General features: G+C 56.6%; 11 protein-coding genes and 1 pseudogene. 3 read left to right on the top strand and 9 right to left on the bottom strand.

Going from position 1 to position 20635, the window contains the following annotated elements:
• Positions 1 to 425: 425 nt before the first annotated feature.
• Positions 426 to 887, bottom strand: coding sequence for a hypothetical protein (locus tag PST29_RS11060; protein WP_060843060.1), 462 nt, complete (start codon positions 885 to 887; stop codon positions 426 to 428).
• Between the two features lie 138 nt (positions 888 to 1025).
• A pseudogene (locus PST29_RS11055) lies at positions 1026 to 1340 on the bottom strand (DUF3732 domain-containing protein); the annotation flags it as partial.
• 459 nt (positions 1341 to 1799) lie between these two features.
• On the opposite strand from PST29_RS11055, the gene PST29_RS11050 reads away from it, so the two are divergent.
• Positions 1800 to 5366, top strand: a complete 3567-nt coding sequence (locus tag PST29_RS11050) for a hypothetical protein (protein WP_148659619.1) — start codon at positions 1800 to 1802, stop codon at positions 5364 to 5366.
• 575 nt (positions 5367 to 5941) lie between these two features.
• Complete coding sequence (locus PST29_RS11045) at positions 5942 to 6223, top strand: hypothetical protein (protein WP_060843057.1); 282 nt, start codon at positions 5942 to 5944, stop codon at positions 6221 to 6223.
• Between the two features lie 644 nt (positions 6224 to 6867).
• Here the strand turns inward: PST29_RS11045 and PST29_RS11040 are convergent.
• The gene (locus PST29_RS11040; RefSeq protein ID WP_232513220.1) at positions 6868 to 7569 is read right to left on the bottom strand and encodes a hypothetical protein; all 702 of its coding nucleotides are present in this window, start codon (positions 7567 to 7569) and stop codon (positions 6868 to 6870) included.
• Positions 7570 to 7587: 18 nt separating this feature from the next.
• Between PST29_RS11040 and PST29_RS32390 the strand changes: the two genes are divergently transcribed.
• Positions 7588 to 8628 carry a hypothetical protein gene (locus PST29_RS32390; RefSeq protein WP_232513219.1) on the top strand — a complete coding sequence of 347 codons (1041 nt, stop codon included), beginning with the start codon at positions 7588 to 7590 and terminating at the stop codon, positions 8626 to 8628.
• Positions 8629 to 9079: 451 nt separating this feature from the next.
• Here the strand turns inward: PST29_RS32390 and PST29_RS11030 are convergent, their stop codons facing one another.
• From PST29_RS11030 to PST29_RS11020, 6 genes are all read right to left on the bottom strand, one after another.
• Positions 9080 to 9403, bottom strand: a complete 324-nt coding sequence (locus tag PST29_RS11030) for a hypothetical protein (protein WP_060838497.1) — start codon at positions 9401 to 9403, stop codon at positions 9080 to 9082.
• A gap of 125 nt (positions 9404 to 9528) precedes the next feature.
• Positions 9529 to 9876 carry a DUF3969 family protein gene (locus PST29_RS30885; RefSeq protein WP_082729208.1) on the bottom strand — a complete coding sequence of 116 codons (348 nt, stop codon included), beginning with the start codon at positions 9874 to 9876 and terminating at the stop codon, positions 9529 to 9531.
• Positions 9877 to 10572: 696 nt separating this feature from the next.
• Entirely contained in the window at positions 10573 to 10689 is a 117-nt protein-coding gene (locus tag PST29_RS32385) for a hypothetical protein (RefSeq protein WP_232513218.1), read from the bottom strand.
• A gap of 415 nt (positions 10690 to 11104) precedes the next feature.
• Entirely contained in the window at positions 11105 to 11575 is a 471-nt protein-coding gene (locus tag PST29_RS30875; RefSeq protein ID WP_082729207.1) for a DUF4265 domain-containing protein, read from the bottom strand.
• A 17-nt stretch (positions 11576 to 11592) separates the two neighbouring features.
• Positions 11593 to 18756, bottom strand: coding sequence for a two-partner secretion domain-containing protein (locus PST29_RS11025; RefSeq protein ID WP_060843055.1), 7164 nt, complete (start codon positions 18754 to 18756; stop codon positions 11593 to 11595).
• Between the two features lie 32 nt (positions 18757 to 18788).
• Positions 18789 to 20510 carry a ShlB/FhaC/HecB family hemolysin secretion/activation protein gene (locus PST29_RS11020; protein ID WP_060838494.1) on the bottom strand — a complete coding sequence of 574 codons (1722 nt, stop codon included), beginning with the start codon at positions 20508 to 20510 and terminating at the stop codon, positions 18789 to 18791.
• Between the last annotated feature and the right edge of the window lie 125 nt (positions 20511 to 20635).

The raw sequence follows: 20635 nt of genomic DNA, 5'->3' as shown, positions 1-20635 counted from the left end.
AGCGAGCTTACTGTGGCGAGGGAGCTTGCTCCCGCTCGGCCGCGCAGCGGTCGTAAAACCTGAGTTTGCGGTCTTTTTTGTGTACATATCCGTTGCTGCGGTCACGGCCACTTATGGTTTCGCTCTTACAGCGAGTCACTTTGAAAAGCCCAAAGTAACCAAAGGCTCCTGCCCCTCCACTCGGTGCCTCGCCTAGGCTCGGCATGCCCGAACTCCGGCATTGATCCGTGGGCCGCCGCCACAGGCCATCCATGGCCTGGGGCGGCTAACCCGGCGTCCTGCCGGGTTACCCACGGCTCAATGCCTGCGTTCGGCCATCGTGTCTAAGGGGGCAGGAAGATCAAAAGCCAAGGCAACAGCAGACGGCGGCCTACCGGCCTGGTGCTGCGAACCCGGACTGTGCTTTGCAGGGGCAAATGACAGCGTTACTTGAGCTTACCGCGCAGCCAGCTCATTACCCGCATCAAGAGATTCAGCTTGTGATAGAAGCTATCCGCGTCGACCAAGAAGCCCAGTTTCTTGCGTAGCTGGGCCATTTCGCTCGTGACGGCCCTATGCGCTTCGGTGCCAACGAGGCCCGCTGCAACCATGCCCTGGTCACCCTCATGCAGTAGGTGGTACCAAGCAATATCGGCTGCGTGACGCTCGAAATAGCGGTGATTGAGCACACGGTGCTTACCGAGCAGAAACAGGTAAGCGCCAAAGCCCGCAAGAAAGATCTGCAACATACTGGTCTCCCCTCCCTGAGCGTTCAGAAACTGAGCGATTTGTGGGGTTCGCCAGCAACCGAGCGCGAACAAGGCAGGCCATAGGGCAATGGCGAACAGCGCTTCGTTCGTGTGGGGATAGCGTGTCATTTGAATAACGATGAAACGGAGACGGCTCATGGAAACTCCTGGTGGAAGGCTATCCTGGCACGAGGGGCCAGGACTCACTCAAGCTTCCGTTTTTGCCTAGGTTCGACGCAACTCAAGTGGATACATTTGGTATCCATCACCAAGAAGAAGGGCGAATTCAATAGCTAGTCAGAGCGACACTTCACCCTTGAGAGGCCAGCCCTCGGGGACCAACGCCGGAGGCTTGCTCCAAGGTACCTCGACCAGAGACTTCTGGAACCAGTTATCCCTTAGATTTGCGTGCTCCGTGACGATGATCTGGAAGCCTGGTACGTCTTCGACCGTGAACTGGTAAAGCAAGTTGAACAGCTTGCGTACCGAGTCCATGTCGGCATCGGATTGTTCAGTGTTCAATACCGTACCGTCGACCGCCTTGTAGCACTCCTCTGAGGGGAAATACACTTGGGTCAGCTGATCGATCACCAAGAAGCGCGGCATGGGTCGATTACTCTTGACGCAGTACCGACGCCTGTAAACTCCCGTTCAACGCTGACATCAGTAGACGGAGCTGGCTCGCAGTGTGGATTACCGCTCGATGAAGGGCTATACGACATCATGTTCCTCGCGCTCCCTGTTCCAGAACTTGCACTCCCAGGGGAGATATAGTCCTCTAGCCGCCGCTTGGAACGAACGCACGACGAATTTTTTGGCCACCGAAAAGGAAGGTTTGGTTTGGCGACAAGAGCTGGCTCTCATGCGGGACGTGGGTTCCGATATCAGGATGCAGTTGCGGTATGCCTTGCTGTGGGCAGCTTTGTCGGCAAGCTTGGGTACGGCAGCGTTGTCCCTGAAGGGGGCGACGATCTTGAGCTCCGGACGGCCAGCGCTAGAACATTTGCGCAGGTCAAGTCACGACGCGACCACATGGGCCCGTTTTCAGCTCGCTCAGTGGCAGGCTTCGTCATGAAAATGTGGGACGGAAAGGGGCTTCAACCTGACGATCAATTTATGCTGGTGCTCGAAAGCAATGTTGGTGAACGCCGCACTGCCATCCGCCAGCTGCAGGATCTTTCCGCCTATCCGAGCGTCGTAGTCCAGCTGAAGGGACGCAAGGGGCTGGATGGCCTCATTGCGCGAACCAAGGTGCTTGTGCTGCCTGACCCTCGCGGAAGTGCAGTGGCCCAGATTTCGGCCAGGCAGGCCTGCACCTCCTTCGAAGCCGAGATGTACTTCGCGGACCTCCTGGGTGTGGTGGGGCATCTTTCTGATGACAACGGCACACGTGCAGCGAATGCATATCTTGGACTTGCCGTATCTGATGTTCAGCAGCGGTTCGACGCGCTACAGCCGCTTTTGACATCAGCGGTAGTCGAGGCAGCGATAACCGAGGGTTTGTGTTCAGCTGTGGATTTCCTAACGCCCGATGAGGATCCGCTGTTCTACCTGGGTGTCGATGCGCAGGCATCGCACGTAGCCGCAGGACTCGTTGTGGAACGGCCTGAGCTCCGTGCAGCCGTTCTAGTGGGACTGGAGAATCGCAGAAACGCGCTCATTCACGGTGCTTCCGGCTCAGGAAAGTCAGCAGTCCTTTGGGAGGCCGCGTACGCCAGTCGCCACGCAGTGCGTTGGTTTCAAGTTCAACGCCTGCCGCCGACAGCCATTGCGTCACTTGTCCAGCTTGCGCGCTCCAGACGAGCGACTGCAGACGCGCCCGTCGGCTTCATCATCGATGACGTGGGTCGAGGGTTCTCGGAGGGTTGGACCGCGTTGACTGCGGAGGTAAATCGCACTCCCGGGCTGCTGCTCTTGGCATCTGTACGAGAGGAGGATCGCTATCCGCTGGTAGATAGCCGTCACGCTGCCCAGGTCAAGGTTGAGGGTGACGACACTCTGGCTGAACGAGTGTGGCGAGAGTTGAGAGATAGAGGGCAAACCGCTTGGCAAGGATGGCGAGAACCTTGGGCGCTGGCAGCTGGCCACCTGCTTGAGTACACCCACGTGCTTACCCAGGGGCATCGATTGAGCGAGACGCTGCACGCTCAGATTGCGGCGCGGATGAACGACGTTACTCGACACGACGAGCTGGATGTCTTGAGGATGGTGGCTTGTGTGAACGCCGCGGGTTGCGGTGCCGATGTGTCAGAATTGCCTCGCGTCTTGTCCAAGCCCCCAACCACGGTCTCGCTCGCGCTGACCAGACTCAAGGATGAGCACTTGGTTCAAGACGCACATGACGACAGGATCGTGGGGCTGCATGAGTTGAGATCTGCAGAGCTCCTTCGTCTATCTCACGAGTTCCCACCGCCCTTGTTGTCGACTACGACCGCAACTGCGGTTTGGCTGGTGCCGGCATCCGAGATGTCTCGGTTCCTCGAGCGCACGCTCTCTAGGCACGAGGGATGCGATGACGAGGTAATTGAAAGTCTGGCGCTTAGATTGGAGGCAGCACCGACACCGGCGCTCCTCAGCGCGATTCTGACGGGGCTGGACCGCACGAATGCGCATCGGGTGATCGAACGATGGCTCCAGACCGCCGAAGCACAAGCGATGCCAAAGTCATTGCAGGGAACGCCTGCTGGACTCGCGATTGGCGACATCGAGCCACCGGATATTGGTCCGATGGTACCTGCATCCCGACGCTTTACTGAAATCAGGACTGAGGTCATCACTTCAGGTTTGACCGCTCGCTTTTTGGCTCGGTTAGCTCCAAGCGATCTGCGCCGCGCGCTCCAGGCGGCGAGCAGCATGGGAGACTTGACCCGGCTCATGGCTTCGCTACTCGGTCAAGTCATCCCGGCTTCGCACTTGGGTGAGCTGTCCACGCTTTCCCCCCCGCTTATCGACGCGGACTTTCAATCCGTAGTTTCGCTACTCAAAGTCACAGCAAAGGTCGACAGGGCGCTGGCGATCAGCTGGGTCAATGCAGAAGGGCAAGAGGCGTTGTTCCAGCGCTTCTCCGACCATGTGGCTTGGGCTGAGGCACCGAGTCTGAGCCCATGTGAGGAAGGTCGAGAGGTTCACTCAGACATCTGGTTTGTAGCAACCTCCGTTCAGACCGACCTTAACCACGAGGTGTATCAGACTTGTGAGACCTTGCTGGCGCTGACACCTGCAGCAGATATTGTGTCCAGCAACGCGCTCGGAGCTGACGAGGCCATCGTCCCGTCCACAGTCGAAGACTACCCACTCGCTCGCAAACGCATGCCCAGGGCGAATGTTCCCGTACCCGAACAGGTCGCCCGCAATCGTGCGTGGCTGGCCATACTCAACGCGCACTTGGCTACTGAGAATTACACCGCCTATCTAGCGCAATGCTTGGATCTGCTCAATCTGCTCGTCCCGAACCTCAGAGCGCTTCTTGACGGGCAGTTCAGAGGGAAGACAGATACCACGGCGCTGAACGTCTTGGGGCGCGTATACGACGCAGCTATCTGCTTGGTGGCGCCACAGGAGGAGGAGCCAGCTGCTGAGGTCCAGAGGTGGTCGAGGCTGCCATCGATACTGTCCAGTTGCTCCACAGATCTCGTCCGGAGGTTTCTCGCGCTGCCGCAGGGTGCTCCGGCCTACATGGGCTGGCTTGCCGACATCCAGAAGAGCATCGCGACTGCTGCGTCCGAGGAGTCATGGGATGTGTTGTCGATCGAGGCACCAAAAGAGTTGGATGAGCTACGGCGCCTCGTGGAAATGTTGCAGACAATGGCCGGTGAGTCTGAGAAAAGAGGGCGGCAGCCGTTCCTCACCCACCGTTGTCGGACGGCACCAAAGGGGAGTGCACTTGGCAAGGCGGTACTCGCCGCGCGCCGATATCGCGAAGCCGAGTTCAACAACTTGGAAAGTAGACTAAGAACCGAGCTGACCGCAATTAGCCCTGGCATCGGCGTTCATCTGCTGGCTGAGGCCACCATTCCCGAGGTGTGGCCGCCTGCAGATGTGCTGGTCACCTTGCCTGTAAACACCGATGGAACAGGTGTGAACCTGGCGAGTGGCTGGCCAGCCTGGCGTGCTCTCGTTGAAGACGGGCGCAAGATTTGCGTCCTTCCCGTCATGAACAGGCTCGGATTGACGAACCTCGCTACATCTGGCTTCGACAGGCTGCTCCCGGTTCTACCAAATGAACTGGCGCAACCCTGGTGCGCCGCCGCAGGACTCGAGGCAGCTCCGCTGGACTCGCTAAACATATTTACTCGTCTCACCAACTCGTTGGCAGAGCTCCAGGGCATTGATGCGTACTGGAGCAGCAAGGGAACCAGAACACCCGAGGAGGAGCGCATTTATCGGGCGGTCTCCGAGACTCTCGACGAAGCGAGGGACGCTTGGAGCAACTTGGCGCTCACGGATGACATCAAGGAGGCTGCCCTGCAGCTCGTGGATGCCGCTCTTCAAGGCGAGTTCCCGATTGCGAATGCCGCCGCAAGGCTGCTGCACGGCGAGCGGATCCAAACTATCGAAGTCATCGAGTCATTCGTCCTAGGGCTTACCTTGTTCGACTGTCAGCGCACAGCTAAGCGCAGTGCAAAAACTCGGCAATGACAACCATGATCTACATCCACGTGCTCAAGGTGGGTGGTGGCGCGGCGGAGCCCTTTGGGTTCCTGCCCAGGACTGATCTGCCGCAAAGCAGCCATTGCTGAACTTCCGACTTCCGCCTTACCGCCTAAAGCTGTCGTCAGGAAGGCTGCACTGGAGGACTGCTTCTGGCCGATTTCCGCCGGTGGCTAACGATTTCTGGCATGTAGAGATTTAAAACATGAGGGTGATTAAAACCTCATCACATGCCTGCATGTGACCACTGCTATCGCCATGACACACCGCCTCAAATATCCTCACCGACACATGGTTGTACTGCGCAAACTCTCCCCTTATAGTTCGCCCTCGCGGCAAAATCCGCGAACGACCTTGGCCGGTCGAATTACAACGACGCATCAGCGTCCAAAACACCATTGCAGACGCTTTTTTTGTGCCTGCGATTCTGTGTTATGGCGGCTGTGTGCGGGACACCTTCGGGTGTGCCGGTGTCGTTGTAACCGGTCGGCCAACCCTCGCACAGCTGCCACCCTCAATTTGCTTGGCCGCAAACGGTGGAAGCTCTACAACGAGTAACGACCATGGACGATCAATCGATTTCCCGCTTCTCCCCCGTCGACACCCACGACGCAAACCAAGCCGTTTTCTACCTCGACACCCAAGCCTCTCTGAGCGATCTGGCCAGCAGTGCGGCCCATCGTTTCACCGTGGTACGGGATCTGATGGACACGCTGTCCACGCTTAACCTGAAAGACATTGCCGACTGCGACCTGACACGGGTCACCCGAGGGGTGCATCTGCTCACCCGGGAGGGTTGCGCGGTGCTGGAGGTGATTCAGTGGCGAACAGCGCAAGAGGCCTGAAGGCCATTGAACTGAAGACGCGCGTAAAACGCGCTTGGCTTTGCCCCAGCCGTTGATCTGCTTTGGCTTTGGCCTTTGATCTTGCTTTGGCTTTTGATCTGCCTGCCCCTTCAGGAGGCCGAACGCAGGCGTTGCGTAGGGGGCAGCTCGGCATGGATGCCGAGCTAGCCGCCCCAGGCCATGGATGGCCTGTGGCGGCGTGCCCCCGGAGCAATGCCGAAGTGAGGGAACGCCGAGCCTAGGCGAGGGGCCGGATGCGGGGGCGGGAGCCCTTTGCTTACTTTGGGCTGGGCCGGCATTCCGGCTTTTCCAAAGTGAGTCGCTGTAAGAGCGAAACCGTAAGTGGCCGTGACCGCAGCAACGGATATGTAAACAGAACCGTATGCAGCTAGGTGAAAAGCATCGGCAGGTTTGGCGAGGACTGCGTCCTCGTGCGCAGCCTCGCTGCGCTCGACAGCGGCTACAGGTTTCGAATGATGAGAGGCAGTGATCAACAAGCAGCTCATTCAACCGCGACACGGTACTCATCAACTACCCTCGCCCCTTTAACCTTGGGCCCATAGCCAGGGCCCTATTTGCAGCGATGCGCATGAGTAACGAAAGTAACGCAGCATCACCGAGCACCAAGGCTTTTCGTACAAAGCCTAGGGAAAGCGGACACTCGATCCAGAGGCTGCTGCCGACATGACCGCGTTACGCACGGGCAAAGGGGCTTGCTCGGGATGTTGCTGCAAAAAATGCCTGATCGCTTGATCCTGGCGATCCACCACGCATACGTTCACGTTAGGGCTAGGGACGGTGCATTCTCCAAGCGCGAGGGCCCCGCAGTTCAATACGCCGTACACCGCAGCCGGTTGCGCGACGGCCGAGCAGCCGTAGACCATCTCGCCAAGGTAATTGAGCTGCCCTTGGGTGACGGTAAAACGCAGCGGTTTGGAGTAAGCCCCCATGGCCCCGCGACGGTGACCCAGGCGGCTCACTTCATAGTCACCGGCAGGTAGCCATGCCGAGTAGTCATCCTTGGGCCCCCAGCCATAAGTCTTGCCGCTCTTGATATCGCGAAACTCAAGGTAGGTTCCGTAGGGGCCGCCTTCCAGCAGCGCGCCGACCACTAGGCCCGCGTTTTGCGCGTTGTAAACAGGCGAATTCAAGGCCATTTCAGTTGGCATTGACGAACAACCAGCCAGTAATCCGATCAGGCCAATTGCAAAGATGTTGCGCGAGCCAAACATTCCGCTACCTCGGTGGGAGACAAAGAAAATCCCCAGAAAATTCAGGGACGACAGGCGCGCTGGACGGCGGCGACTGCCTTCTTTAGCATGATGGCCTTTCGCCCACTCGTGCATCAAGGACGATCTATCAACATGTTCTGTTTTTCCCAATGGCGCGTGCGTGGCGCTGTAAGCATTGCTGCGCTGGTACTTGGCGGGTGCAGTTTCAATGGCACCTACCCGGACGCCAGTGCCCCCGATGCGGCGAAGCTGCGCTTTATCAGCAGCAGTGACAGCTCGACGCTCGACTTGTTCGATGCCGAACACTGCGGCGGCCAAACCACGGGGCTGCTCAATAACCTGTTCAGCGCCAATACCCGGCGACGGGCAGCCATGAGTGCCGCTGCCCCCGAGGATGCCAAGGCCTACTTGGAAGTGCGGCTGCAACCGGGCCATGAGCTATTCGCGCGAGCCAATACCTTGAGCACCGGCAGCGTGTGCACCGTGGGGTTCAACTTCACCCCGCAGAGCGGCGGCGAGTACGAAGCGGACTTCCGCAAAGTAGGTCGCACTTGCCAGGTCACCCTTAGCCGTCTGCGCCAGATCGATGGCAAGACTGTGCGCACGCCGATCGTGCTGACCAACAAAGGCCTGCCCGCCTGCGCCGGCCACAACCCTATTTTCCCCAAGCCCACCGAAGCACAACCGCAGTCAGCGGAGCGTGCAGCGCTGATCGCGCAGATCGTCGACGCGAGTGTCATCGCGAAAATGCAGCCCGACGCCGAGGACTCCCCTTCGGTCCAGAAAACACTGCTCGACAGATCCGTAGCGGAACGCAAACAGCGCCTCGACTTCAGCCTGCCCGATGCCTATTGGACTGAATATCAGCAGAACCTGGAGCAGTTCTCCAATGAGATGAGGGGCACCAAGGCCCGTTCATTGCAGTTGTACAAGGATTACTACACCAACCGTCTGGGCCTGCTCGACACCCCTGCGATCAAGGAACTTTTGCCCGACAGCGAAGCGGCCGACCGTAGCAAGGCGATGTCGACCAATAATGAAATGCTGGAGTACTACTACCGAGCCCAGCAAGCACTGCTGAAGGAAACACTGAGCGCACATCAGGCACGCATGGCCGATCTGGATCAGCGCTTTGAGGTGTGCAAGCGTTTCGCGGCCTGCTGGCAACGTTGAAGCGGAGTGCGGCTTGAAAATACTGGCCGACGCATGTATGCCGCCTTCGCCCTGAGCAGGGGGCAGCTGGGCATGGATGGCCTGTGGCGGCGTGCCCCCGGAGCAATGCCGAAGTGAGGTAACGCCGAGCCTAGGCGAGGCGCCGGATGCGGGGGCAGGAGCCCTTTGCTTACTTTGGGCTGGGCCGGCATTCCGGCTTTTCCAAAGTGAGTCGCTGTAAGAGCGAAACCCTAAGCAGCCGTGACCGCAGCAACGGATATGTCCACAGAACCGTATGCAGCCAGATGAAAAGTATCGACAGGTTTGGCGAGGACTGCGTCCTCGTGCGCAGCCTCGCTGCGCTCGACAGCGGCTACAGGTTTCGACGGCCAAATAGCTGCATCACCTGACTGCATTGAGACGACCAGTTACACCACAGTTCCAATCACGGGCTAGCTCTCTTTTGCTCCCTCTACTCAACCGAAAATGATGAGAAGTAAAATGACAACTTATTATCTTCAAGATCGACCAACTGATAACGCATCCGGTCAAAACCCGAATCCAACTGACTCACGGTCATATGCATCAACTGAGTCAATCCGCCACCAATATCACGGGACGCAAAATGACTGATATCAATAAATCTGATACACACGACATCAGCCCCTGTCTTTTCAGAGTCCGAAATTGATAGAGATAAATCATAAGCCACACCATCTTCGTTCAACTGAATACTAATGGCATGCAAGCAGTTGTGAGCGACGAGCAACTCATTCAGCCGCAGAACCCTAATCATTATTCTTCACTATCTCTTTTCCCTAGGGAACATAGGTGGCGCTTTTGGCGATGACAACGCCTTTGTCCAAATCGCACCACACTCATTTCGAACACGAGCAAACCTGCTCTAACTTAAACTCTTTATCAACGCAGCCTTGCAAGCTTCCACTGCATATCTGGCGCACAAATACTACTCAATACCCCTGAAAACCTTTCAATAAGCATATCTATATTTTTCTCATACCTATGAGGCAACAAGCTAAGCACATCCTCTAGTTCACAACATTCAAGTACAAGATCGCAAATAACAGAAGAGACACCTTTATCTCTTAAGACCTTCTCAGTTCTCGGTGTAAAAAGAATTTGCTCAGCCTCCTCTAGCGACATCAAGCCAGAGCGAACCGAAGCTAACAAACCAATGGACAGTGCAGAAATGACCCTGCAAACTTCATCAGCCCCAAAAACCTCTACAATCAACGAAAAATCTTTCATCAAAACATTACTCCTTTAGTTCTATCACCTCGTCCTATTGCAATCATATTTTTACACCGAGCAACTTACCACCTTCACTATTAAAATAGTGCACCGATAGCTTTTTTCAGTCCAAGAAGCCATCTTTGTAATCCTTCAGCCATTTGCCGGGCTCTACAGCGAAAAAAGCTTGATCGTCGTACTATTTAGGTTTTTACGAAAAATAGGTGTAGGTAGAATTGCTGCCATGATTGGCTGGCTAATAGAGAACTACAGAATAGACACCCGCTACGAAAACTGACCAAGAGCTTTGCAGCTAGGGTCACCTTGGCTTCCAAGCCTACGTTGAATACGGCAGTACTTTTCGTACAAAACCTAAGTTCCTCATGCTTAGTGGACCAGTTCTTGCCCCGCCACTTCTTAACCCAACTCCCAAATATTCTGCTTTTCGCAAAAGTTCAAGAATTGCCACTACAACATCAAAGCAACTAGCCCTCCCAACATCAAATATCTGTCCAATTCAATAACTTTTACCTGTTACCGCGCCCCCATAACGATTGGGCTCAACATTTCCGCAACCAGATTTTTACAGACCGTCTCTGACACTACCGCCGAAACTAGAAAACTCCTTTTCCCGATTTTAGCCAGACATTAATTTCTCTATAAAACTGACAGCCTCTAATTTAAAACCCCCACCACCAAGTTCATACTCCTCTCTTAAATCACTAGAATTATACATATCGATCGCAAAAAAACACTTGACAGATGCTCGCTTAGGCCGACCATATCCCTTTGAAGGAAATTATTATCGCGCTCTATTTTCCAAAACTCCATATATGCCTCAGCAAAAATTTCAGCAGATAGTCTTCCCGCCACAAATCACTTGGAAAACTCTAGAATAATAAAACCCGTCTCGATACACCATTTTAAAAAATTTAAGTTGCCGAGCATCTAGATGCCAACTTAAAACCCGCTACAAAGTTTCCAGCACTATCAAGAATAACCGCATTACTTCCAGCATAACTAAAGAGCACTTTCGAATCTCTTACAAATCCATACACCCCTTACTGAACAGTAAAAGACGATGTCATATACGTTTTGATTGCCGCTTGATACTGAGCAAGCGTTTGGGAGTTTTCTTTGTTGTCACCACATCAAAATCTGAAGCATGCTTGAATTTTTTATCCAACTTTTTCTGAGCAACCCCAGCTAGCTCCCCAGCAACACCAGCTCCTATTTTACCTAAATATCAGCGCCGCCCAGTTTCATATTTAAGCAAACCCTGCTCCTCACGCGCTTGTAAATAATTGGCCATGCATTGCGCTTCAATCCCATCAGAAAGGCTAAGTGCAAGCAGATTCTCTGAAGACCATTCCATTAATGGGTTCATGGTCTCAATCTCTAGCATCAATGCTTCGCGTGTAGCTTTATTATGGCCACCAAACCAGACCCTGAAGGTGGTTTGTCCTCCATGCTGAACAACTCGTTGGACTACAAAGTCAACATCCGTTTCTACTTCGTCGCCTAGAGCAATGTCTTGAGCAAAGAAAGGAATACAGCACAGAATGAATTTGTGAGTGGCTGTTTTCTGCCCCCATAACTGTTCCCATTCGTTACTTCCATCCTTAGTTCCAAGATGAGCGACAAATATGAAATTGGCACGATCACGCCAAACAGGCGCTTGATGAACAGCTTCATATTCTCCGGTCTGATACTTCATATATATCCTCTACTAATTCACCAGTGGGAAGGGGGCCATTCACCACGATACCCTGACGGGGGATTGACAGGAAAGTCTCGTGCGCCTTTTGAAGCATTGCAGTGTGGGCACGCCATTTGAGCATTTTCCAGTGTAGCGTCTCCCCCTCTAGCCTTTGGAATCGCATGATCAACTTGTGTTCCAGTTCCTTCAATACGACAGTACACGCATGTTGAGCGTGGATTCTCTGCTTTGGCAGCATCCTTTACAGATTGCGGGAAGGCCTTACCTGCTGTTTCACCACCGGCAGCGCCAGGCTTGATTTCAGGCACAGCATTTTTTGTACCAACAATTCCATTTTTTATTCCAGTTCCAACAGCTCCCGGTTTACCGACTGTCGATGAGAAGATATCCGCCCCAGGACTCAGTCCCCCCATCGCAAAGTCCGCAGCAGCGGCTGCAAGATTACCATCCGTCGACCGAACACCTTCCGAAATATTTATATAGATGGCTTGTTGATTTCTTTCCATTGTGGCCAGGTGCGCAATGGAACGTCCAAACTGATCTTTCGCACCCGACTTTCTTATAGTCTCCGCCAACTCCCAATTGGAGGCAGTCTCATCCCTGAGCCTTTCATAAATCTGTTCGCACATGGTTGGATTATTACGGCATAAATCTGGAAACGCCTTATTACGTGCGACATCCAACTTATCGTAATACTCTCGCACCCCTTGGCATTCATCTTCAGAAGTACACGCATTAAGCTTGCGTTCTTTCTCAAGGAGCTCTTCATGAAATAGGTAGTTGAAGGTAGTCGCTTTCTGTGCAATTACCGCACCGGTATTAAGATCACCCCCAACAGCAGCAGCTCCAACCAATCCCGTCAGTTGGGAAAAGACCAGATGCAACTCTTCATTCTTGCCGGCCATATCGGCCATGACATTAATCAAGGCTTCGTTCAGGCCAGCAGCGGCTGCACCGGTCTTGAAATCACTCCCTGTCAGCTCTGCCAATAGGCCGCCCATGATTGCGTGGGCAGCAATCTTTTGAACGCCTCCATTTGGAAAGGTGATTTGGTCTCCGACCCAGTTAAAGCCCGTGGCCATGGCCATATTGCCCGCCTCTCCCATCAGGGCGGCGTTGAAGTTACTACCGAAACTGCCGCCACCAATGGCAGAGGAAACGCCACTGGAAATTAGCGCTCGCCCTACGGTGCGAGTCGCCGCATCCGTTGCGTTGCTCCAACGGAAAATATCTTTGGATGAGTTGGCGGTGCTTAACGTTGAACCATCTGCAGGTTGAATCCCCTGAGTGGCGGTACTGGCACCCTCTGCTGCCGTAAACCAATTTTTGTCAGCATAATCCAGGAACCCAGCTGTAAATCCTGCAATCGCAGCGCTCTTCAGACTCCCCGTACTGAACGTATCTTTCACCGCCAGACCAAGGTTGCCCTTGTTATCAATGGTGCTAGTGACCGCAGTCGTGCTCAGGCTGGCAGCAACTGCCAGGTTTGACCCGCTCAACCCCAAACCAGCGGGGCCGAGGATGAAAGACATCAGAATAGCGATGGCAATCTTGGCGCCAGCGCCGAGGCCAGAAGACTCGTACTTGAAGCTGTCGTGAATTTCTTTGACTTGGCGCCAATCGATATCACCACGGGCCTCCGCCTGCTTCATCCAAGCCAGGTTGGGGTCCGCTTGCACCATCGCATCGATGGTTTGGCTAACGCTCTGTTGATCGACCTGCTTGATATCGATACGAATGCCTTCGGCAGCTTTGATCACCAGCTTGCCTTGAGCGACCAGGGCGCTTTGTCGAAGGGTCTCATCGGTTTTCCCTTCGCCCTTCATCTTGTACCAAGCCAAATCGCCCTTGCTCTTGGTATGGCTCTCGTCGTGGAAGTCCTTCACGCCCTCAAACACGATGCGGCCACCGCTGTCCAGCGTCAGGTCCTTACCGCTGTCCAGGGTTGCCACTTGGTAACGCTGGTCCCCGCCGCTCTTGAGCGTGAGATCACCGCCCGTCTTGATTTCACTGCCGACGTTAGTGTGCTGCGTCACTTCATCGCGTTTCGCCGCGTTGCTCCCCCAACTGCCTTTTTTGCTCATGTCGTAGAGGGAGTAGTCGCGGTTGAGCTCAGCCATCAAATTCAACTGCTTACCGGCCACCAGATAGGCCTCGTTACCGGCGTTGATTTTGCTGGCGACCATCGTCAGGTCTTGCAGCGCCGCAACCTTTACATCACCACCGGCCTCAATCGTCGTGCCCTGCTGGCGAACATGGTCTTCTTCCTGCTTGATCTTCTTGCCGCTGCGCTTATAGCGGTACTCACTTGATTCTTCGTTGGCAGCCGCAAGGAGGCTCACATCCTTGCCCGATAAATTGACGTCGCCGCCTGCCTTGACATGGCTGGCAACCATCGTCAAATCGTTCGTCGCCACAACATCAAGATTCCCACCGACCTTGATCTCACTGGCATGCTGCACCGTCTGGCTCTGCGCCCAGAAATGCCGTTTGTCCTGGCGCGTCGAGCCGGTTTCCTCGCGAGCCGCCGCAATCACCACGTCGTTACCCGCGCTCAGCTCAGCGTTCTTGCCTGCGGTAATGGCCCCGCCGACATTCAGCAAGTCCCGCGCTGCATGCATCGTCAGGTTGTTCTCGGCCTCAACCCGCGCGGCGCTATCGACGACTGCCGTCTTGGAGCTGAAGCCCTTCCCACTGTTTTCAATCGTGGTGATGGTCCGGTCATTGCGGATATCCCCAGTCAAGGTGCTCAGGTCAACATCCTTACCCTTGAGGATGCCGCCTTGCATGTTCACCAGGTCCTTGCCCGCCACCAGCTTCAGCTTTTCACCGGCCTGCGCGAGCCGCGTATTGACGAGGTTGTTCCCCGCTGCTGCCGAAAGGTTTTCGCTGGCGCGCAACGTACCGGAGTTCTTCAAATCCGCACCGGCAATCAAGGTGACGTCCTTGCCCTGAATCAACGCCCCATCCGCCGTCAGGCGGTTGTTCGCCTGGGCCATGTACAGCACGGGCACCAGCACGTGCTGGCCATTGATCACCTGGTCTTCCATCCAGACGATGTCATGGGTCAGTGCGGCGACTTGCTGCGAGGTCAAAGTCACGCCAACGGATAGGTTGAGTTGCTCCTTGCTGGCGATGGCGTTGTTCATCAGGTACTTGAACATGCCTTCGTCGGTGTTCTGGCCGGCGATAAAACGCTGACCTGTGCGCGCGGTGACGGCTTGTTGAATCAGGCGTTGTTCATAGAGACCATCACCCAGGCGCTTCCAGCTGGTTTCAGGGTCGTAGCCCAGCTTGCCCAGCAGGTAGTCCGAGCTCATGAACTGCTTGAGATCGGTGAAGGCGGAGTTGGTTTCGACCAGATATTTGGGGCCGACGAACACCCGGCTGGCGTCCGAGCCCTGGATGTTGGCTTGGCTCAGGTCCTGGCTGTTTTTGGCAACAGCGGCGCTGTCGACCACGTGAAACAACCCGTTCGTACCGCTCGGCAGGGCGAAGCCCGGCATGCTGGTCGGGTTGACTTGTTGCTGTGCCAGGTCCGGTGGCAGTTGCGGGTTCAGCACCACCACGGCGGGCTTGGTCACGGTCGTGGCGCCGCCCTTGTCCGCGACGGGCGTAGGCGGCGTGAACTGCACGATGCTGCTGTTTTCCAGCTGCTGGGTCGCCTGGATGCTGATGTTGCCGCCCGCCTGGATCACCGAGGCAATGGGATCGCCCGGGGTCACGGTGGTGGTGTCGCCCACCAGGTTGAAAGAGTTGAGCGCGCCCACCGGCAATACCTTGGGGTTGGGTTGGGCGTTGTAGGGGTAGATCCAGTTGGCGCGGAAGCGCTCATCCGTACCGTCGGTAACGCGGCCCGTGTTCCAGGTGCGTGTGCGTGTGCTGGTACCGGTGGTAGCGCCGATGTTGGCGAAGTTGTCGGCGGTGATCAGCAGATCCGCGCCCGAGGCCATGGTGCTGTATTTATTCAGCACGCTGGATCCATCGACGGTCAGCTTGGCCCCACTTTGGATAGATGAGCTGGCCGAATCTGTCGCGACCACACTTTTGGAGACTTCGTTGGCAATGTAATCGACGTTGTGGTGGTCACCACTGCAGTCGTAGCACCTCACATTCAGGCTGCCCGATACCAGTTGGTCGACAGTGCTGAACACGTCCTTGCGGTTGATTACGCTGTCGCTGCGCACCAGCACATCGTTGGCGGCTTCGATATGGCTGGAGATGTTTTCCAGTGACGCACTGCGAGCCACACCGTCGCGGGCCATCATGCTCAGGCCGCCGAGGCTGTAGATGTCGGCGTAGTAGTTGGTCAGGTTCTTGAAGCGCAGCGCCATGTCGGTGCCGCTGAAGATCAGACCGTGATCGTTGCGCACCGCTTCGGCGTTCAGATCGACCTTGCCGGCGCCGCCGAGGGTGCCGGTGTTGGTGACATTGGCGGCGGTCAGGGAGAACGCTCCGCCGCTGGTGATGCGTCCGGCATTGGTCCAGCTGTCGCCCTTGGCGGTGAAGCTTTGGCTGGCGGCAAGTTTGCCGGTGGCTGCCTGGTTGAGCTGGCCTACGGTGACATTCAGCACATCCGCCTGAACATCCGTGCTGTTGTCCCAGGTGGCGGCGTCGACGGTCAGCGTGCCGGCAGTGGCGACACTTCCGCCGATGTTGCTGAACTTCGCCAGATCGACCCCAAAAGTGCCCGTGCCGACGTGACGGACATTGCCGTCGGTGTTCTTGAAGCTGGCCATGCGCAACGAGACGTCATGGTTGGCGGCTTCGATCATGCCGCTCTGATTATCCAGCAACCGCGCGCTGGCTACGCTGGCGGTGCCCTGTTGACCGAGGGAGCGCAGTTTGCCGTTCTGGTTATTGATGGACGCGGCGTCAATCAGCAAAGCGCTGGCGCCTTCGACCAAGCCAGATTGGTTGTTCAGTTCGCCGGTCAGGCCAAAATCGATGGCATCTGCGGCAGCTCGGCCTTGGCTGTTGTTGAGATGGGTAGCGCGTACGTTCAGGGCTTGCTTGGCCAGCAATGCACCGTTCTGGTTGTCGAGGATCGTGCTGGTGATCTGGGTATCGCCGCTCAGGGCAGCAATCTGGCCGCCATTGTTCAGTAGCGATTGTTGCGCGCCCAGGTTGATCGACTGGGCCTGGATCAGCCCCGCTTCGTCAGCTGCGGTGAGCGATTTCCCGTTATCCAGCACGGTCGCCGAGGTGGCCTTGAGCTTTCCCGCAACACTGGCCAATACACCGCCACGGTTATCAACGTTGTGGGCTTCGATGGTGAGGTTTTCGGTCTGGGTGATGACGCTGCCATCTTGGTTATTCAGCCCTGCGCCCAAGGTCGCGGTGATGCCGCTCTGGCTGAGCAGGCTGCCCGTGGTGTTGTCCACCGCACCGCCGTTGATTGTCAGGCCCTGCTGGGTGCTGATGATGCCTTTACCGGTGTTGATCAGTTGCTGATGGGCAATGAGGCCCATGGCATTGACGGAGGCGATGTAGCCGTCGAGGCTGTTGTCGATCGTGTCAGCGGTCAGGCTGAGCTGGCCTTGGCTGATCAGTTTGCCGCCTTGCTGGTTGAAGGCTTTGGCGGTGGCGAGGATGTCACCCTGACTGGTGATCTGCCCCTTAGCGTTGTCGACGGTGGTGCCATCCAGGGTCAACGTGCTTTTGGCGGTGATCTTAGCGCCGCTGTTATCGAGGCTGGCCACGTCCAGGCCAAGGGTATCCTGGCTGCTGATGACCCCGTTGGTGTTCTTCACCGCTGCCGCTTTCAGTGTCTGCTCACCGCCGCTGGCGAGGGTACCGTTGGCGCGGTTATCGAGCTGACCACCGAGGGTAGTTTTGAGCGTGCCCTGGCTGGTCAGGGTGCCGCCGCGATTGTCGATGTCCTGGGCGTTGAGGGTCATCCCGGTGTTCGCCGACAGCGTGCCGGCGCGGTTGTCGAGGGTCTCGCTGACGGTTGCCTTGAGGTCGCGACTGGCGATGACGCTCTGGCCACGGTTGTCGATGTTCTTGGCGGTGAGGGTCACATCACCGGTTTGGTTGCGGGTGCTCTGTGGGGTGACACCGGCCTCGATCAAGCCAAGGTTGTTGAGCTGACCTTCACTGGTCAGCTTGACGCTGTCCCGAGCGGCGATGGAATGGCGGTTGGTCAGTGTGCCTTGGGTGGTTGCGTCGACACGGGTACCGGCATAGACCGCGCCCTGGGCATCCAGGCTCTTGGCATTGATGACAACCGCTTGCGCCGCCGTGGCCTGCGCCAGGCTCAAGTGACCATTGGCATCCAACTGCATATCGCCGCCACTGGCGAGCATGTTGCCGTCAAGCTTTACGCCGACACCGGCTTCACTGCTGACCAGCTTGATCGCCCCGGCGTACATGCCGCCCAGGGCCGAGGAGTCGATGGCCAGTTGAGGGGCCGTCGCCGGGTCGGTGGCACGCGCAGTCGCGTTCAGGGTCTTGGCATCAACATCATTGGCGCCGGCAATGATTGTCAGGTTCTTGGCCTGGATTTCGGCATTGAGCTTGGCTGAGCGGGTGATGATCTCGAAGCGGTCGATGTTGTTGACATTGAGCCCGGCCCCTTCAATAACAACGCTGCCCTGGTCCACCTGATACCGCTGAAGCTGGCCGTTTTCGAGCACAGGCTTGCCGGTGGTCAACGTCGCTTGCGGGGTGTTGATAAAGCCGCAGCCGTTGCAGGTAACACCATACGGGTTGGCCACGATCACATGGGCCGACTGCCCCGCCACTTCGGTAAAACCGCGCAGTTGGCTGGGGCTACCGCCGTTGACCTCGTTGAGGATCACCCTGGCAGCCGTACCGTTGAGATTCTGGTTGCCGAGGATGATCCCGCCCAACTGCGTGGACTGAGTGCGGCTGGTGGCGTTGTTGAGGATCACTCCCTGTTGGCCGACGTTGTAGTCCTGGAACTGGTTATGCGACAGCCCGCTGCCATTGGGTGCACTGATGTTGACGATAGGCACACCATTCGCCGCCTGGCCCAGGCTGGTGCCCGGTGCGCTGACCACAATCCCCTCCGCCTGCACCAGCAACGGTTGCCAGAACATGACGTTCGCCAAAACAAACGCCAACCCGCGTTTGGGCAAGCCCATGAAGTGGGAGCGGCTTTTCAGGGATGCAGAAGGTTGGCGCGCAAGGAAGGCGAGCTGTTGAACGTCCATGTCATGTCTCGATGCCCAAGGGCGGTAAAAATTTAGAGAAAGAAATCCAGGCGGAAATAGATCGGCGCTTCACGCTCAGTGATCGGCGCCGGTCGTTCCAAAGAGTGGGCAAAGGTCACGGTAGCGGCGACGTTCTGGCCACGTGCAAACAGCTCCACCGAGTTGCTGGTCATGCGCCCGTGCTGTTCGGCGTTATAGCGATCGCGGCGGATCACGCCCTGGTCATACCCCAGGCTGGTGCCGTACTCGCTGAACACCGGCTGCATCCAGTCCCAGGTCACCGGGCGGCTCCAGCGCAGGTCATTGCGCCAGTAACCGCCGCTGTCACCAGCCAGGCTTTGATCCTTGTAGCCGCGAATCGACGACTGCCCACCCAGGCTCATGCGCTGAGGGCTGAACAGAACATCTTCGCTGCGCTGGCCGGTCATCAGACTGCTGAAACTGAACGACTCGCCCCACAGCTTGAACGGGTACAGGTAGCTCAGGGTCGCGGTGTATTTGCGATAGCGCGCATCGGCCTGGCCGGGGCGTGGGTTGTGATTGGCCTGGGCGTCGAACGCACCGATGCCGTCCTGCATGCCCAAGTCGATGTTGAGGAATGAGCCTCCAATGCGGCGGCCATGGTTAATGCCGAACTGGGCTTCGCTGAGACGGTTGCTGCTCAACGCGAGCTTGCTGTCCTCGATGAAGTTGTTGGTGCGCAGGTACGCCACGCCGGTGCTGAGGGATGTTTTGCTCAGGGCATCGCGATGGATCACGCGCTCCAGGCGCAACTGATGATTTTGGCTGTCGCCCGATTGCTTGAAATTGAAACCGCTGGCCTGGGCCAAGGAGCGATATTCGGTTTCGCTGTAGGTGTAATTGAGGTTCCACCAGCCGAACGGCAGGCTGTAGTTGAGCATCGAGTTGCTCGAGTTTTTTTTGTGATCGCTTAGCGCATCGTGGCCGCCCCGCAGCGAGAGTTGATCAGCCAGGCCGAGAGGGTTATCCCAATCCAGACTGGCACCCCACTGCTGCTCTCCCGTGCTGCGCTGGCCACCGTTGTGGCGCGACAGGCCAACGCGCCAGGGCTTTTGTGGGGTATTTTTGACCAGCACTTCGCTGCCGCCAACGGCTTTGCCCGGTGCCAATTCCATCTGCGCCTGGTTGGAAGGCAAGCGGTTCAGTTGATCAACCATCTGCTCAACTTCCCGCAGATTGAGCAGATCGCCCGTTTTGCCAGGGAAGCTCATAAACAGCTGGCGGTCGGTGACACCACTGTTTTCTGCGCCCTTCATTCCCTCCAATCGACCCTCGACCACCTGCACCTTCAAGTTGCCGCTGGAAAGGTCTTGCTGTGGCAAGTACGCACGGCTGGTGACCAACCCTTTGGTCATGTATTGGTCGGTGATGACCTTGAGCAATTCATTGAGCTGGGGCACACCGAGGCATTGGCCGATGTAAGGCTTGAGCAAGTTGCTGCGCTCGCGCTCGGACAAGGCATCGGCACCACTGAGGTCGACGGTTTTGATGGTGAAGCAACGAGTGTCGGTGGGCGCCGCCTGCTGGCTAGGCGCTACGACTTTTCCGGGCAGGTCCTTGAGTTCTTCAAGGCGACGTTGTTGCTCTTCGAGCAAGCGATCCTGGCGGTCCCGGATCAGGTCGGTGACGCCTGGAGCATTCTGCAGGGGCGCGGACTCGGCCATCCCGACGGTGCCCAGGCAAAAAAAAGCGGACAGCAGGCTGAGCCTGGTCCGACGTACCAAACGCCACATTTCTAGATCCCTCTACATGGCTTTGTGCCATTAAACGGCGGCGATCTTAGGTTGGCGTTTTAATGACGTCAATTAAACGTATTGATTTATTTCAATCTTGGTACAAGCGCTATCACTTTTGCGCT

Origin of the sequence: Pseudomonas sp. St29 (assembly GCF_001547915.1) — a bacterium.
Lineage (GTDB): Bacteria > Pseudomonadota > Gammaproteobacteria > Pseudomonadales > Pseudomonadaceae > Aquipseudomonas.
The sequence above is the reverse complement of the archived record's forward strand: the minus strand, read 5'-3'. Positions and strand labels throughout refer to the sequence as shown.